Source organism: Actinomadura sp. 9N407, assembly GCF_044326315.1.
GTDB lineage: Bacteria > Actinomycetota > Actinomycetes > Streptosporangiales > Streptosporangiaceae > Spirillospora.
The window spans coordinates 246012-261304 of sequence record NZ_JBIRAW010000004.1; the positions used below are offsets into that span (position 1 = coordinate 246012).

The 15293-nt window shown below is 70.5% G+C and carries 13 protein-coding genes and 1 pseudogene; 6 read left to right on the forward strand and 8 right to left on the reverse strand.

The features are described from left to right. Nucleotides 1-42: 42 nt before the first annotated feature. From ACH34Q_RS08820 to ACH34Q_RS08840, 5 genes and pseudogenes are all read right to left on the reverse strand, one after another. Entirely contained in the window at nucleotides 43-1047 is a 1005-nt protein-coding gene (locus ACH34Q_RS08820; protein ID WP_395982291.1) for a branched-chain amino acid ABC transporter permease, read from the reverse strand. Next, nucleotides 1044-1907 (reverse strand): branched-chain amino acid ABC transporter permease, encoded by an 864-nt coding sequence (locus ACH34Q_RS08825; protein WP_395982292.1) that lies wholly within the window; start codon nucleotides 1905-1907, stop codon nucleotides 1044-1046. Before ACH34Q_RS08825 ends, ACH34Q_RS08820 begins: the two co-directional genes overlap by 4 nt. Nucleotides 1908-1916: 9 nt before the next feature. Continuing rightward, nucleotides 1917-3155, reverse strand: coding sequence for an ABC transporter substrate-binding protein (locus ACH34Q_RS08830; protein ID WP_395982293.1), 1239 nt, complete (start codon nucleotides 3153-3155; stop codon nucleotides 1917-1919). A 293-nt stretch (nucleotides 3156-3448) separates the two neighbouring features. Continuing rightward, a pseudogene (locus ACH34Q_RS08835) lies at nucleotides 3449-4069 on the reverse strand (ATP-binding cassette domain-containing protein); the annotation flags it as partial. After that, on the reverse strand, nucleotides 4056-4823 hold the full coding sequence (locus tag ACH34Q_RS08840) for an ABC transporter ATP-binding protein (RefSeq protein WP_395982294.1): 768 nt from the start codon (nucleotides 4821-4823) through the stop codon (nucleotides 4056-4058). The gene ACH34Q_RS08840 and the pseudogene ACH34Q_RS08835, both read right to left, overlap by 14 nt. Before the next feature lie 298 nt (nucleotides 4824-5121). Here ACH34Q_RS08840 and ACH34Q_RS08845 point away from each other — a divergent pair, with 298 nt between their 5' ends. Further along, on the forward strand, nucleotides 5122-6462 hold the full coding sequence (locus ACH34Q_RS08845) for a tannase/feruloyl esterase family alpha/beta hydrolase (RefSeq protein ID WP_395982295.1): 1341 nt from the start codon (nucleotides 5122-5124) through the stop codon (nucleotides 6460-6462). A gap of 66 nt (nucleotides 6463-6528) precedes the next feature. On the opposite strand, the gene ACH34Q_RS08850 is transcribed toward ACH34Q_RS08845, so the two are convergent. Together ACH34Q_RS08850 and ACH34Q_RS08855 are read right to left on the reverse strand one after the other, a co-directional pair. After that, nucleotides 6529-7524 (reverse strand): sigma-70 family RNA polymerase sigma factor, encoded by a 996-nt coding sequence (locus ACH34Q_RS08850; protein WP_395982296.1) that lies wholly within the window; start codon nucleotides 7522-7524, stop codon nucleotides 6529-6531. A gap of 73 nt (nucleotides 7525-7597) precedes the next feature. Beyond that, nucleotides 7598-8011 (reverse strand): SgcJ/EcaC family oxidoreductase, encoded by a 414-nt coding sequence (locus tag ACH34Q_RS08855; protein ID WP_395982297.1) that lies wholly within the window; start codon nucleotides 8009-8011, stop codon nucleotides 7598-7600. Between the two features lie 233 nt (nucleotides 8012-8244). Between ACH34Q_RS08855 and ACH34Q_RS08860 the strand changes: the two genes are divergently transcribed. Beyond that, nucleotides 8245-9561: a helix-turn-helix domain-containing protein gene (locus tag ACH34Q_RS08860; RefSeq protein ID WP_395982298.1), complete on the forward strand. Its 1317-nt coding sequence runs from the start codon at nucleotides 8245-8247 to the stop codon at nucleotides 9559-9561. 291 nt (nucleotides 9562-9852) lie between these two features. Here the strand turns inward: ACH34Q_RS08860 and ACH34Q_RS08865 are convergent, their stop codons facing one another. Further along, on the reverse strand, nucleotides 9853-10878 hold the full coding sequence (locus tag ACH34Q_RS08865; RefSeq protein ID WP_395982299.1) for a PHP domain-containing protein: 1026 nt from the start codon (nucleotides 10876-10878) through the stop codon (nucleotides 9853-9855). Between the two features lie 82 nt (nucleotides 10879-10960). Between ACH34Q_RS08865 and ACH34Q_RS08870 the strand changes: the two genes are divergently transcribed. The 4 genes from ACH34Q_RS08870 (at nucleotide 10961) to ACH34Q_RS08885 (ending at nucleotide 15260) form a co-directional block, all read left to right on the forward strand. Continuing rightward, nucleotides 10961-12307, forward strand: a complete 1347-nt coding sequence (locus ACH34Q_RS08870) for a sensor histidine kinase (protein ID WP_395982300.1) — start codon at nucleotides 10961-10963, stop codon at nucleotides 12305-12307. Next, nucleotides 12304-12972 carry a response regulator gene (locus ACH34Q_RS08875; protein WP_395982301.1) on the forward strand — a complete coding sequence of 223 codons (669 nt, stop codon included), beginning with the start codon at nucleotides 12304-12306 and terminating at the stop codon, nucleotides 12970-12972. Before ACH34Q_RS08870 ends, ACH34Q_RS08875 begins: the two co-directional genes overlap by 4 nt. Nucleotides 12973-13150: 178 nt before the next feature. Further along, nucleotides 13151-14122: an alpha/beta hydrolase gene (locus ACH34Q_RS08880; protein ID WP_395982302.1), complete on the forward strand. Its 972-nt coding sequence runs from the start codon at nucleotides 13151-13153 to the stop codon at nucleotides 14120-14122. Then, entirely contained in the window at nucleotides 14106-15260 is a 1155-nt protein-coding gene (locus ACH34Q_RS08885) for an acyltransferase (protein WP_395982303.1), read from the forward strand. The genes ACH34Q_RS08880 and ACH34Q_RS08885 overlap by 17 nt, the downstream gene beginning before the upstream one ends. Nucleotides 15261-15293: the final 33 nt, after the last annotated feature.

Sequence of the window (15293 nt, forward strand, 5' to 3'; positions counted from 1 at the left end):
GTTCGCCTTTTACGACTCTCCGGAGGGCGAACACGCCACGAGTCAACGGGGGGTGGGGGCTTCGGCGGGGGTTTTGGCGGAAGCTTCGGCGGGGGCGGGCTCGAGTCGGCGCGATTTGCGCTTGGCGAGGAGGGCTTGGGCGGTGCCCCAGATGCCCTTGCGGAAGAGCAGGACCACGAGGATGAAGATGGTGCCGGTGACGAGGTCGATCTCCTTGAAGCCGGCGGTGGCGAGGTAGTCGCGCAGCTGGACGATGAGGAGCGCGCCCACGACGCCGCCCCACAGGGTGCCGATCCCGCCCAGGACGACCATCATCACGGCCGTGCCGGAGGTGGTCCAGTAGACCTCCTGCAGGGAGGCGAAGCCATGGCCGATGGCGAAGAGGCCGCCGGCCAGGCCCGCCAGGGCCGCGGACAGGACGAAGGCCAGCAGCTTGTAGCGATCGACCGGGTAACCCAGCGCGCGCGCACGTGAGGGGTTGTCGCGGATGGACACCAGGACGCGGCCGAACGGGGAACGGACGATGCGCCAGGCGACGAACAGGCCGATCAGGACGAACGGGAGCCCGGCGTAATAGAAGAAGAACGGATCGGACAGGTCCATACCGAAGAAGTCGCGGGGGATGCCCTGCAGCCCGTTCTCTCCCCCGGTGGCGTCGCGCCATTGGTTGGCGACGAAGTACACCATCTGGGCGAACGCGAGCGTGACCATGGCGAAGTAGATGCCGCGCAGCCGTACCGACAGCAGGCCGATCGGGACCGCGAGGGCCGCCGCGAAGGCGGAGCCGCCCAGGATCGCCAGCGGGAACGGGACTCCGGTGTGCACGGCGATCAGGCCCGTGCAGTACGCGGAGCCGCCCCAGAACGCGGCGTGGCCGAACGACAGCAGGCCGGTGAAGCCCAGCAGGATGTCGACGGCCACGGCGAACAGGGCCCAGCAGGCGATGTCGAGCGCGACCGGCGGATAGACCATCCAGGGCAGGCCGAGGGCCAGGAACAGGCCCACGACCAGCAGGATCGGGCGCGCGGCCAGGCGGGACATGATCATGTGAAGGCCTCCTCGCGCCCGAACAGACCGGCCGGGCGCCACAGCAGGACGGCCGCCATCAGGATGAAGACCAGGGTCTGGGAGAGAGCGGGTACGTACAGGTTGCCGAGCGCGGAGACCAGGCCGACCGCGAAGCCGGCCGCGACCGAGCCGAAGACCGAGCCCAGACCGCCGATCACGACGACGGCGAAGACCGTGATGATCAGGTCGGCGCCCATCAGCGGGTTGACCGCGCGCATCGGCGCGGCCAGCACGCCCGCGAAGCCCGCGAGCGCGATGCCGAAGCCGAAGACCGGGGTGACCCAGCGTCCGACGTCGATGCCGAGGGCACGGGTCAGCTCGGGCCGCTCGGTGGCGGCGCGGACGATCATTCCGGTACGGGTCCGGGTGAGGATCGCCCACACCCCGACGCAGAGCGCGGCGGAGACGGCCAGGACGAAGACCTGGTACGTGGGGTAGGTGAAGAGCCCCAGGTCGACCGAGCCGCTCAGGATCGAGGGCCGGGGGTAGGGCTGGGACTGGACCCCGTACCGGCTCTTCACCAGGTCCTGGAGGATCAGCGCCAGCCCGAACGTGAACAGGAAGTTGTAGAGCGGATCGAGCTGGGCCAGCCTCCTGATGAACAGCCGTTCCACGACCGTTCCGATCAAGCCGAGGCCCAGCGGGACCACGAGCAGCGCCAGCCAGAAGTTCAGGCCGAACGAGTCGAGCAGTACGAACGCCCCGAAGGCGCCCAGCATGTAGAACGCGCCGTGGGCGAAGTTGACGACGCCGAGCATGCCGAAGATGACGGCGAGGCCGAGGGCGAGCAGGGCGAAGAACGCCCCGCCCACCAGCCCGTTGAATGCCTGCTGGAGCACGCCGGCCGCCTACAGCTTGCAGTCGGGACTCGGCTGTGGCTGGAACGCCTCAGCGGCCGGAATGGTCTTGACGATCTTCTCGTAGTCCCAGGGCTCCTTGACCTCGCTCTTGGGCTTCACTTCGGCGAGGTACACGTCGTGCAGGAGGAGGTGGTCGGCGGCGCGGATGGTGCCGTTGCGCGAGTACACGTCGTCGACCTTGTGGCCTTCGAGCTGCTTGACGACGTCGTCGGACTTGTCCGTACCGCCGCGCTGGACGGCCTCCAGGTACTGCAGGGCGGCCGAATAGTTGGACGCGTGCACGGACGTGGGCCGCTTGCCCGTCTTGGCCTGGAACTTGTCGGCCCAGGCGCGGTTGGTCGCGTCGTTGTTCCAGTACCAGGAGTCGGTGAACTGGGTCCCGGCCATGGCGTCCGGCCCGAGCGAGTGGATGTCGGTGAGGAACATCAGCCCGGCCGCCAGGCTGACGCCCTTGTCCCGCAGCTTGTACTCGTTGTACTGCTTCACCAGGTTGACCAGGTCACCGCCGGCCTGCATGGTGCCCAGCACCTGCGGCTTGGGGTCCAGGCCCGGCGCCTTGAGCAGGAACGTCGAGAAGTTGTCGTTGGGGAACGGCGCGGGGTCGGACTTGACGACCTTGCCGCCGGCGGCCTGGATGGCGGCACCGAAGGTCTTGTTCATGTCCTGGCCGAACGCGTAGTCCGGATACACGATGTACCAGTTCTTGGCGCCGCCCTTGGTCACGGCCGTGCCGGTGCCGTTGGCCAGCATGTACGAGTTGTACCCGTAGTGGAACGTGTACTTGTTGCACTGCTTGCCCTCCAGCTCCGTGGTCGCGGCACCCACGTCGATGAAGATCTTCTTCTTGGTCTTGGCGACGCCCGCGACGGCCAGCGCGGCCGAGGACGTGGGAACGTCCAGGATCACGTCGGCGAGCTGCCGGTCGTACAGCTCCTGGGCCTTGGTGTTGGCCACGTCGGGCTTGTTCTGGTGGTCGGCGGCGACGACCTCGATCTCCTTGGCCGCCGCCTTGTCGCCGTACTTGGCCTTGAAGTCGGCGACGGCCATCTTGACGGCCTCGACGCTGTTGCGGCCCGACAGGTCGGCGTAGATGGCCGACTGGTCGTTCAGCACGGCCAGCACGATCTTGTCGTCGCTGATCTTCCCGCCGCCGCCGGCGGGTCCGCCACCGCAGCCTGCCGCCATCATCGCCGCGGCCGCGAGGCCGCCGAAAGCCTTAAGTCTCACGGGGTACTCCCTTTAGATCTACGAGCCAGGATTCGCCTGGACTCGCTTGGATTCCGAGATGCTTAGATTCCGAGATACTCGAGCAGCTCGTGCTCGCGTTCCTGGACCTCGTCGTTGTCCATGGACTCGACGATCCGGCCCTCCGCCAGCAGGTAGTGGCGGTCGGCGACGGTCGCGGCGAAGTGCACGTTCTGCTCGATCAGCAGGATGGTGACGCCGGCCGCCTTGACCTCGCGCAGGATGTCGCCGATCTGGGCGACGATCAGCGGCGACAGGCCCTCGGTCGGCTCGTCGCACAGCAGCAGCCGCGCGCCGGTGCGCAGTACCCGGGCGAGCGCGAGCATCTGCTGCTCGCCGCCGGAGAGCTTGGTGCCAGGGAAGCGGCGCCGCTCCCGCAGTGCCGGGAACGTCTCGTACACCCGTTCCAGCGACCACGGCTCCGGTCCGTCGTCCTTCGCCGCGCCCTTGGCTGCGGTGTCCTTGGCAGCGGTGTCCGTGGCGGCGGTGTCCTTGGCGGCGGTGTCCTTGGCGGCCGGGTCCTCGGCCGCCTTGGTTCCGGCCGCCTTCGACTTGGCTCCGGCGGCTTTCCCTCCGGGCCGTACGGGCGGCAGCAGCAGGTTCTCCTCGACCGAAAGGGTCGCGAAGATGCCGCGGTCGTCCGGTACGTAACCGAGCCCGCGCCGCGCGCGCTTGTGCGGACCCACTCCGGTGATGTCCTCGTCGAGGAACGACACGGTCCCGGTGGTGCGCCCGTACGTGCCGTGCAGGCCCATCAGGCAGCGCAGCAGCGTGGTCTTGCCCGCGCCGTTGCGGCCGACGAGGGTGACGATCTCGCCCTTGCCGACCTCCATGGACACCTCGCGCAGCGCCTGCGCCTCGCCGTACCAGGCCGACAGTCCCTCAACGCGCAGCATGGGAGTCTCCGAGGTAAGCGGTGATGACGCGCGGATCGCGGCGGATTTCGGCGTACGGCCCCTCGGCCAGCACCTTGCCGTGCTGCAGGACCGTCACCTTGTCGGCGAGGTTGGCGACGACGTTCATGTTGTGCTCCACCAGGACGACCGTGCGGCCGGTCCTGACCTGGCGGATCAGCTCGATCGTGCGCTCGACGTCCTCCACGCCCATCCCCGCGGTCGGCTCGTCCAGCAGGAGCACCTTGGGGTCGAGGGCCAGCGCCAAGGCCAGTTCCAGCGCGCGCTTGCGGCCGTACGAGAGCGCCCCTGCGGGAACGTCGGTCTGCTCTTCGAGGCCGACCTGGGCGAGCAGCTCGGCCGCGCGCGGGGCGAAGCGGTCGAGCGCGCGGTCAGAACGCCAGAACCGCCAGCCCAGGCCGGTGCCGCTCGCCAGCGCGAGCTCGACGTGCCGGCGCGGGCTCAGCTCCGCGAACAGGCTGGTGATCTGGAACGATCTGGCCACGCCGAGCCGGGCGATCACCTCGGGCGGCTTCCCGGCCAGCTCTCGCGACCCGTCCAGCAGCACGCTGCCGGCGGTGGGCTTCAGGAACCCGGTGAGCAGGTTGAACAGCGTCGTCTTGCCCGCGCCGTTCGGTCCGACCAGCGCGTGCACGCCGCCCTCCTCGACGTCCAGATCGACGCCGTCCACGGCCCGGAAGCCGCGGAACTCCCTGACCAGTCCCCGCGCCTTCAGAACGGGCGAGCGGCCGTCCATTCGCTCTCCTCACGTTCACCTGATGTGACCGTGAACGCTAAATCCCGGCCGCGGGCCCGGCCATGTGACCCGGCCACATATTCGGACGACCCCATACGGTTGTGAGTCACACCACACTGCGTCCGGCCTGGGGACACACCCGACGGCCTGCGGACATGTGGACGGAACGAGCGGTCCTCCCGGCGCGACATGGCGGCGGCCCCCACCCTGGTCCACCGAAGAGTGGGCCGGGCCGACGTGGTCCCGCCCCGTGGCGCTCGGCAGCATGACGGCATTCGCCCACGCTCCGGGAGGCGCCATGCCCACCGTCCGCAGATCATCGGCCACCGTCGCGGCGCTGACCGCCCTCCTGGCACCGGCCCTGCCCGCGCTGCCGGCGCACGCCGAGGACCGCTGTGCCCTCCGGATCACCGTCCCCGGCGCCGAGAAGCAGGTCGCCGCATGCCTGGACGACCTCACCACCGCCGGAACGGTCGCGTCCGGACACACCGTCCCGGGCGACTGGGCGGGACTGCATCCGGCCGGTACGCGCAACCCGACCGGGGTTTCGGGCATCCAGATCGACGGTTACTTCCCGGACACCCCGGGTCACAGTGCTCAGACGCTCAATACCAACCACGGCTGGAACCACGACGCGCAGTTCGTGATCCGCCTCCCCAAGAAATGGAACGGCGGCCTGGTCGTCTCCGGATCACCGGGCACGCGGCGGCAGTACGCCAACGACGTGACCATCTCCGACTGGGTGCTCGCCCAGGGGTACGCGTTCGCGTCCACGGACAAGGGCAACAGCGGCCTTGAGTTCCACCGCGACGGGCGGCGCCCCGGTGACGCCATCGCGGAATGGAACACCCGCACCACCCAGCTGACCCGCGCCGCCAAAGCAGTGGTGGCCCAGCGCTACGGCCACGCGCCGCGCCGTACGTACGCGGCGGGCATCTCCAACGGCGGCTACCTGGTCCGTTGGCAAATGGAGAACCGGCCGGAACTCTACGACGGCGGCATCGACGCCGAGGGCACCCTGTGGCGGCCGGACGGCCCCAACCTGCTGACCTACCTCCCGCCCGTCCTGCGCGCCTACCCCTCGTACGCGGCCACCGGTGACCCCGCAGCGCACAGGCAGATCATCGATGCCGGCTACACGCCCGGCTCGGAGTTCCTGTGGGATTACCACAACACCGTCTACTGGGGCCTCACCCAGCGCATCTACCGCCAGGAAGTGGACCCCGCCTACACAGGCGCCGAAGCCGACTACGACTACGCGTCTCGTCCTAAGGAAGTACGCAAGGCCGTTGCACGGATCTCCCTGACCGGCCGCATCCGCAAGCCGATGCTCACGCTGCACGGCACGTACGACACGCTCCTGCCCATCGGCAAGAACTCCGACCTGTACGCGTCGATGGTCCGTACACAGAAGGCGGGCGACAAGCACCGCTACTACCGGCTCGAAGGCGGAAACCACGTCGACGGCCTGTACGACGCGTACCCGGACAAGCTCCGTCCCCTCCTCCCCTGCATGCGCACCGCGTTCACCGCGCTGGAAGCCTGGACGGCTCCAGGCCACCAGGCACCCCCGCCGAGCGCAACGCTCCCCCGCCCCACAACCGGCGACCTGGCGAACGACTGCTCACTCGACAACTGATTCACATTCCGTGCCGACACCGCTGGGGCCGATCGGCCCCAGCGGCATCACACTCGAATCGAACGGTCACCGCACCAGGCCATCGGTAATGGCCAGGCCATCGTCGTCGAGCCTGACCGCCAGGCCGAAGGTCGCGAAGACGCCGGGGTCCTGGAACACCGAATTCCGGCTGATGCCCTCGCCGGTGACGGTGAAGATCTGGAGCGTATGCAGGTCGTACCCGTCGCCGGCGCGCCGGTAGGCGGCGAATCCGGGCTGGCCGCCGTTGGCCGCGACCTCCCTGAGAAGCCAGTCCTCCCCGGCCACCCCGAAGACCCATTCCATGAACAGGCCATAGTTGCCGCGGCCGGAGAACCAGTTGAGCATCGGTGGCATCTCCATGAGCACGTCCTCGGTGAGCAGCCGCTTGAGGCCCTCGACGTCGGCGAGTTCGAACGCCTTCATGTAGCGCTCGACCCAGGCGCGCTGTACGACCGCGGACGGCTCGCCGACCCGTTCCTGCCGTACCCCGGCCTCCTTCACGCGGGCACGCGCCCGCTGCAGGGAACTGTTCACCGACACGACGGTGGCGCCAAGGATCTCCGCCGTCTCGGCCGCGGAGAATCCGAGCACGTCCCGCAGGACCAGCGCGCCGCGCTGACGCGCCGACAGGTGCTGCAGGGCGGCCGCGAACGCCAAGCGCAGGCTGCTGCGGTCGATCACGGCCCCCGCCGGATCGCCCGCGTCCAGCAACGAGTCCGGCAAGGGCTGGAGCCAGGCGGCGTGCTCTCTCTGGACGAACGGCCCGAGCGGATCCGACGCGGCCACCAGCCCCGAAGGCAGCGGCCGGCGGCCGCGAACCTCCAGGGCCGTCAGGCAGACGTTCGTCGCGATCCGGTAGAGCCAGGTGCGCAGTGAGCTTCGCGTAGCGTCGTACCGTTCCCGCGCCCGCCACGCCCTCAGGTACGTGTCCTGGACCAGGTCCTCCGCGTCGTGAGCCGAGCCGAGCATCCGGTAGCAGTACGCCAGCAGCTCCGTCCGGAACGGTTCGATCCGACGATCGAAGCCTTCCTCTCCCACCACGCCACCCCCCATCTCCACTACCGCCACGACCTGGCGACCCGATGCCTCACAGGATGCCGGTGACAGGGAAGGTTCACTGCCCGGGCACCAGCACCGGGCTGTTGTGATAGGCGGCGATCAGCCACCGGCCGTCCCGCTTCTCGAAGACCCACGTCGCGTTGACCCTGCGGGTCTCGTCCGGCACCTCGGTCTCGCCGGCGAAGAGAACGGCGGATTCGCTGATGACGATGGCGGCGTCCCTGCCGACGAAGCGGAGGCTGAGCTGCTTGTCGTAGGTCGAGCTGCCCTTGAGCGGCCCCTCGAAGGCCAGGGCCATGTTCCGGCGGATCACATCACGGCCGTCGCGGAGCGAGCCGGTCATGATGGCGGTCGCGTCGGCGGTGTAGCCGGCGACCATACCGTCGGCGTCGCCGGCCTCCCACGCCTTGTACGACTCGACCAGCACGGCCTCGATGGCGGCCTTGTCCGCCGCGCCACTGTCCGACATCGGATTCTCCCTTGTGATCGGCTCGACCGGGGAATTCCGGCGAGCTCGTCAGTACATACCGGCGGCTGGTCCGGAACTCATCGCGGCGGACGCGATCTTTTCGGCCAGGCCGGGGAGAGTGGCCCTAACGTCGAAGTCGACGGTTGCCGGAGGGGCCTCGGCGGCTGATTCGAGCATCGCGTGTTAACGATCTTACTCTCCGTGATAATCGAAAAGGAGATCGAACGGCGGAGGTGAGCACGTTGCCGAACCAGGACGACGTCCATAACGGCGCACGGCTGCGAGCCGAGCGCATAGCCCAGGGCTTCACCGTCGCCGACCTGGCCGAACGAATGCGCGACACCGCACCCGAGCACGTGCGACCACAACTGCCCAAGCTCAGGGACATCGAACGCTGCATCCGAGGCCACGAAGCCGCCGAGCACACGGTCGGGCCGCGCTACCGGATCCTGTACGCCCGCGCGTTCGGCACCACGGAAGACGAACTCTTCGGCCAGTCCGAACCCACCCCTCCAACAGGTACGAAGAGGGAGGAAACGCCCCCAACTGACGAGTGGGACGACATGGAACGCCGCTCCCTGCTGCGGCTGGCCGCCTTTGGGGTGGGCGCGGGTACGCTCGCGTCCCCCGGGGAGGCCGGACGCTGGATGCTCAACGCCGCCCTGACCAGTCCGCCCCGAGCCATCGACGACTGGGCCCTTGCCTGCGCGGACCACCTCCACGCCATCCAGACCCGCCCCGCGCAGGATGTGCACAACGACGTTCTGCTGGACCTGCTGTCCGTCCAGCACCAACTCCGGGAGCCCGGCGACGAGGACACCACGGAGTTGAGGCGTGTCTGCGCCACCCTCGCCTGTCTCCAGGCCAACATCCTCACCCGCTTGGGCTACCACGGGCCCGCTCTGGGCTGGTGGCGCACAGCACGTAACGCCGCCCGCGCCTCAGGGGATCTCCAACTCGCCCTGCTGATCCGGAGCACGGAGGCGGGATTCGGCCTGTACGGGCTGCGTTCTCCCCAAACGGTGCTCCGCCTCACGCAGGAGGCGCAGCGGCTCGCGGGCGACAGGCCTTCCCATGCGTCCTCCCTGATCACCAGCACCCGGATCAAGGCGCTCTCCCTGCTGGGCAGGCATCAAGAGGCGCTGCAGATCTTGCAGAGTTTCCGGCACACCGCCCCCGAGGACGCGCCCTCGGACCTCTTTCCGGCCTCGTGGACGGGCTACCAGGGGGACTTCGCCGCGAGCTGGATCTACGCGGGCGCGGGCGAAGAATCAGCAGCGGACGAGGCCCGTGACCAGGTCCTGACCTCACACGTTCATGACTACCAGTACGACGCCAACGTCCGCCTCCACGAGGCGCTGTGCACCGTGACCAAGGGCGGCATCGAGACGGGTGCCCGACAGGCCACGGCGGTGGTCGGTGAGCTCTCCCTCCCGTACCGCACCGCGATGATCACCGCGACCGGCAGGAACGTTCTCCGTGCCGTGCCTCCGGCGCAGCGGCACCTCCCCGCCGTGCGTGAGCTCCACGAGGTTCTGCGAGCCGGCTGACGGCGTCACACGCCCGCCCCGCACTGTTGACTCGTGGCGTGTTCGCCCTTCCGGGACCGCAAACAGGCGAACACGCCACGAGTCAACGGGGTGTTGGAGCGGCGGCTGGAGCGCGGGTGAGGCGCGGCGCGCCGACATCGACGGTGGCGCCGCGCCGGAACGGCTCACAGCAGCAGGAAGATCAGCACCAGCAGTGCCGTGACGGCGAGGCTGATCAGGAGCGAGCCCAGGCATCCGACCCGGTTGGAGAAGAAGACGACCATGGGCGCCTCCTACCCCGTTTGGGGCCGATCACCGAGCGCGGGTCCAGGCGAGGAGGTCGTCGGCGGGGAGGGTGTTGACGATCCGCTCGGCCTTGACGCCGCTGCGGGCGGCGCGGTCGCAGCCGTACGGCTGCCAGTCGAGCTGGCCGGGGGCGTGCGCGTCGGAGTCGATCGAGAACCGGCAGCCGGCCTCGGCCGCCAGGAGCAGCAGGCGCTTGGGCGGGTCGAGCCGTTCGGGACGGGAGTTGATCTCGACGGCGACGTCGTAGGCGGCGCAGGCGTCGAAGACCAGTCGCGCGTCGAACTCCGACTCGGGGCGCAGGCCGCCGCGCTTCCCACCCGCCTTGACGATGCGGCCGGTGCAGTGGCCGAGGACGTTCACGCGCGGATTCGCGACCGCCGCGACCATGCGCTTGGTCATCGCGACCCGGTCCATGCGGAGCTTGGAATGGACGCTGGCCACGACGACGTCCAGGCGTTCGAGCAGCTCCGGGTCCTGGTCGAGGGCGCCGTCGTCGAGGATGTCGACCTCGATGCCGGTGAGGATCCGGAACGGGGCCAGTTCCTCGTTCAGCTCGGCCACCACGTCCAGCTGGCGGCGCAGCCGGTCGGCGGACAGGCCGTTGGCGACCTTGAGCCGGGGCGAGTGGTCGGTCAGCGCCAGGTACTCGTGGCCGATCCCGCGCGCGGTCTCGGCCATCTCGCGGATCGGCGAGCCGCCGTCGGACCAGTCGCTGTGGGTGTGCAGGTCGCCCCTGAGCGCCGAACGGAGCGCGGCCGTGGCCTCGTCCAGCGGCTCGCCCTCGGTCGCCTCGAGCCGGCGCAGGTAGACGGGCACCTCGCCGCGCAGGGCCTCCTCGATCACCAGGGCGGTGACCTTGCCGATCCCCTCCAGCGCCGTCAGCGTGCCCTCGCGGGCGCGCGACGCGAGCTCGGCGGGCGGCAGGCCCTCGACGAGATCGGCGGCCTTGCGGAAGGCCCGTACCCGGTAGGTCGGCTCGTGCGCGCGCTCCAGCAGGAAGGCGATCCGGCGCAGGGACTGGACGGGTTCCACGGACCAGACCGTACCCCGGTACTACATCGCCATGGCACCGTGGTGGCATTCGGGTCAGACCCGGCAGCTCTAACCTGGGCGCATGTCCAGCGAGAACAGTGGCAGCGGCGGGGCCGGGGAGACGTTCCGGATCCTGACGCGCCCCATCGTGTGGCCGTACACCGCCCTGGTGACCGGCCGCGCCGACCCCCTTCCCCCCGACCGGCCCTGGCCCTTCTGGCTGCGCTGGACCTGGCGGTTCGGTGCCGGGCGGATGCCGTTCAGCCTGGCGACCCAGATCCTGGACATGATCATCGCGGTGGCCACGCTCTTCGGGACGTACTCGCTGCTGCAGAACCAGACCGCCAAGACCGAGCCGTTCGTGCCGCACTACTACCTGTTCATATGCTCGCTCGCGCTGTCGCTGCCGCTGGCGATGCGGCAGCGGCATCCGGTCGGGGCGTGGCGGCTGTCGGTGTTCGCGCTGCTGGTCACGTCGGTGCACGGCTGGATGCTGGACCAGCCGAACGACATGCCGTACGTGCCGGGCGGGGTCTTCGTCCTGATCCTGGTCCTGTACACGGTGGCGGTACGCAGCCCGCGCGGGGTCACGATCGGCGCGGGCCTGACGGTGTGGGCGGGGGCGTTCCTCATCGACCAGCAGAACCCGGCCGGTCCGATGGTGGTGGTCCTGCTCCCCCTGCTGGCCGGGTACCTCGTACGGCAGCGCCACCTGGCCGGCCGGGAGCTGGAGGAACGGGACGAGGCGGCGCAGCGGGAGCTGGCCGAGCAGGAACGGCGGCACCGCGACACCGAGGCCGTGCTCAAGGAGCGGCAGCGGATCGCCCGCGAGCTGCACGACGTGGTGGCCCACCACATGTCGATGATCGCGATCCAGGCCGAGGCGGCCCCGTACACCGTCCCGGAAGTGCCCGACAAGATCCGCTCCGATCTGGCCGAGATCCGCGCGACCGCGCTGGACGCGCTCACCGAGATGCGGCGCATCCTGGGCGTGCTGCGGTCGGAGGACGGCGCGGAGACGGCGCCGCAGCCGGGCCTGGAACGGCTCGACACGCTCCTCGCCGGGACGCACGGGACGGGGTTGTCGGTGCACACGAAGGTGGTCGGTGAGCTGGACGGCCTGCCGCAGGGCGTCAGCATCACCGCGTACCGGATCCTCCAGGAGGCGCTGAGCAACGCCATGCGGCACGCCCCCGGTTCGAGGGTGGACGTCGAGCTGATCCAGAAGGAGGGCATACTCCTCCTCAGCGTCATCAACGGCCCGCCCAGCACCGGCGAACGGTCCACGCTGTCCCCACCCGGCAGCGGGCACGGGCTAGTGGGGATGCGGGAGCGGGCCGCGATGCTGCACGGCGGGCTGACCGCCAAGCCCACCCCTGAGGGAGGATTCGCCGTGACCGCCACGCTGCCGCTGAGGCCCGAGGCATGACGATCCGGGTCGTGATCGTGGACGACCAGGGCATGGTGCGCACCGGATTCGGCGTGCTGCTGAACGCCCAGCCCGACATCGAGGTCGTCGGCGAGGCGGTGAACGGCGCGGACGGCCTGCGCGTGATCGCCGAGCTGCGCCCCGACGTCGTGCTGATGGACGTCCGGATGCCGATCATGGACGGCCTGGAGGCCACCCGCCGGCTCCTGGGCGAGGACTCCGCCGTCCAGGACGTGAAGGTGCTGATGCTGACCACCTTCGACCTGGACGACTACGTGTACGAGGCGCTGCGCTCGGGTGCCAGCGGCTTCCTGCTCAAGGACGCCTCGGCGGGCGAGCTGTCGGACGCCGTCCGGGTCATCGCGGCCGGCGACGCGCTGCTGTCCCCCTCGATCACCCGGCGGCTGATCTCGGAGTTCTCCCGGCTGGGCGCGCCGCGCGCCCCGTCCCGCAAGCGGCTGGCCGAGCTGACCGAGCGCGAGACCGAGGTGCTGACGCTGGTCGCGCGCGGGCTGTCCAACGGCGAGATCGCGGCCGAGCTGGTGGTCGCGGAGCAGACCGTGAAGACCCACTTCGGCCGCGTCCTGATGAAGCTGAGCCTGCGCGACCGCCCGCAGGCGATCGTCTTCGCGTACGAGACGGGGCTCGTCCGGCCCGGGGACTAGCGCGGACACCGGTCGGTCCCTCACCAGGGGACTTGGGGGGATCGTCCCCCGAGTGTTGCTGCCCCTCGTCATACCGGGGTCGTACGGGACAAGACGGCTCCCCAGGGTGATCTCCGTTACGGCCCGCTATTTCTAACTTCCTACTCAGTGGACATTCGCTGAGCAGGAAGGACGCGCCGTGCGCCGCAGTACCGCCCGGACCCGGAGCATCGCCGCCGGAGTGACGCTCGCCGCGATCGCCTCGGCCGCGTCGCCCGTGACGCAGCCGGAGGCCTACGCCTTGCCGACCGCGACGTCCGGGCTCACGGGCGCCTCGGCGCTCAGCAGCCTGTACGCGGCGGTCCAGGGCGACATCAGGCGGGCCCGTACGACCGCGCGGCAGGCCGGCGACACCGCCGAGGCCGCGGTGATGACCGCCTTCCTCGCACCCGGGCGCCGCTTCCTCGCGTTCGACCCGCGCGGGAGCGGCCGGGCGATCGAGGTGAACGGCGACCTGGCGAAGGCCGACCGGATCGCGGTCGTGGTGCCGGGCGCGGACGGGCTGCTCGGCAACTTCGACTCCGCCAAGTGGGCCGGCGGCGGCGCCCGCTCGCTGCACCGGCAGGCCGCGTCCAGCGCGCCGGGGACGCGGCTGGCCACGGTCGGGTGGCTCGGGTACGACTCGCCTTCCACGCGCAGCACCGCCGTCCTCACCGACGGCCGCGCCGACGACGCCGGCCGGGAGCTCGCCCGCTTCGTGACCGGCCTCTACCGGGTCAATCCAGGCGCGGAGGTCGCGCTGCTCTGCCACAGCTACGGGTCGGTCGTGTGCGCCAAGGCGGCACCGCGCCTGGCCGGTTCGCAGGTGGACGAGGTCGCACTGTACGGCAGCCCCGGCATCGACGCCCAGGCAGCGGCCTCGTTCAAGCCCGCGGCCCGGGTCTGGGCGGCCCGGTCGGGCGGCGACTGGACGCGGTTCGTCCCGAAGTTCCGGGTCGCCGGGCTCGGCTTCGGGCCCGACCCGTCCGCCGCCTCGGTCGGCGCCACCCGCTTCGACGCCGGGACGGGCCCGCACAGCGCGTACCTGCTCCCCGGCTCCCCCTCGCTCCGCAACCTCACCCTCATCGCGCTCGGCCGTGACTCGGAGGTCACCCATGCTCGCAACGTCTGAGCCCAGGGCCGGGCTCGCCGCCCGGATCGGCGCGGCGACGCCGCCCGGGCGGGACCGGGCCGTGGACGCGCTGCGCGCGTTCGCGATCCTCGGGGTCATCCTCGGCCACTGGCTGGTCACGGCGTTCGTCGCGATCGACGGCGGCGAGGGGCTGCGGGTGGCGAGCCCGCTGAAGTCGATGCCGGGCCTCACGCCGATCTCCTGGGTGCTGCAGACGCTCGCGGTGTTCTTCCTGGTCGGCGGCTATACGGCGGCCAAGGGCTACAAGGCCGGCGAGCCGTGGGGGCCATGGGCGCGGCGCCGGCTGGTGCGGCTGCTGCGTCCCGTACCGGTCCTGCTGCTGGCCTGGGTCCCGGCGACCGCCGCGCTGCTGTGGGCGGGGTTCTCCGGCGACACCGCGCAGGTGCTGGTCAAGCTGGTGCTCAGCCCGCTGTGGTTCCTGCTGGTGTACGGGGCGCTGACCGCGCTCGCCCCGCTCTTCGTGGCCCTCTGGAACCGCGCCGGGCTCTGGGGCGTGGCCCTGCCGGTGGCCGCCACCGCCGCGATCGATGTGAGCCGCTTCGCCTTCGAGGGGCCCCAGTGGCTCGGCTGGTGCACCCTCCTGACCGGCTGGCTGGTGCCGTTCTACCTCGGTGTCGCCTGGGCGAACGGGGCGCTCACCTCGCGCCGTACCGCGACGGCGATGCTGGCCGGAGGCGCCGCCGCCACCGTCGCGCTGATCCTGTACGCCGGTTACCCGGCCAGCATGGTCGGGGTACCGGGCGCCGAGGTCTCCAACCTCAACCCGCCCACGCTGGCGGCCGTCGCGTTCGGGATCGCCCAGGCGGGGCTGGCCCTGCTCGTACGCGAGCCCCTGCGGCGGTGGATGGGACGTCCCCGGCCCTGGGCCACGGTGGCGCTGGCCAACATGTCGGCGATGACGATCTTCCTGTGGCACCAGACCGCGATGATGACGGTCACGGTCGGCGGGCTGCTGCTCTTCGGCGCGGTCCCGGGCCTGCATTCCATGCCCGACCAGCCCGGATGGGCCCTGGCGCGGCTGGCCTGGCTGCCCGCCTTCGCCGCCGTCCTGGCCCTGTACTGGGCCCTGGCCCGGCGCTTCGAGCACCCGCGCGGCGCCGCGCGGACGATCAGCTGATGTTCCGGGCGGCGCGCGGGATCCGGTAGAAAG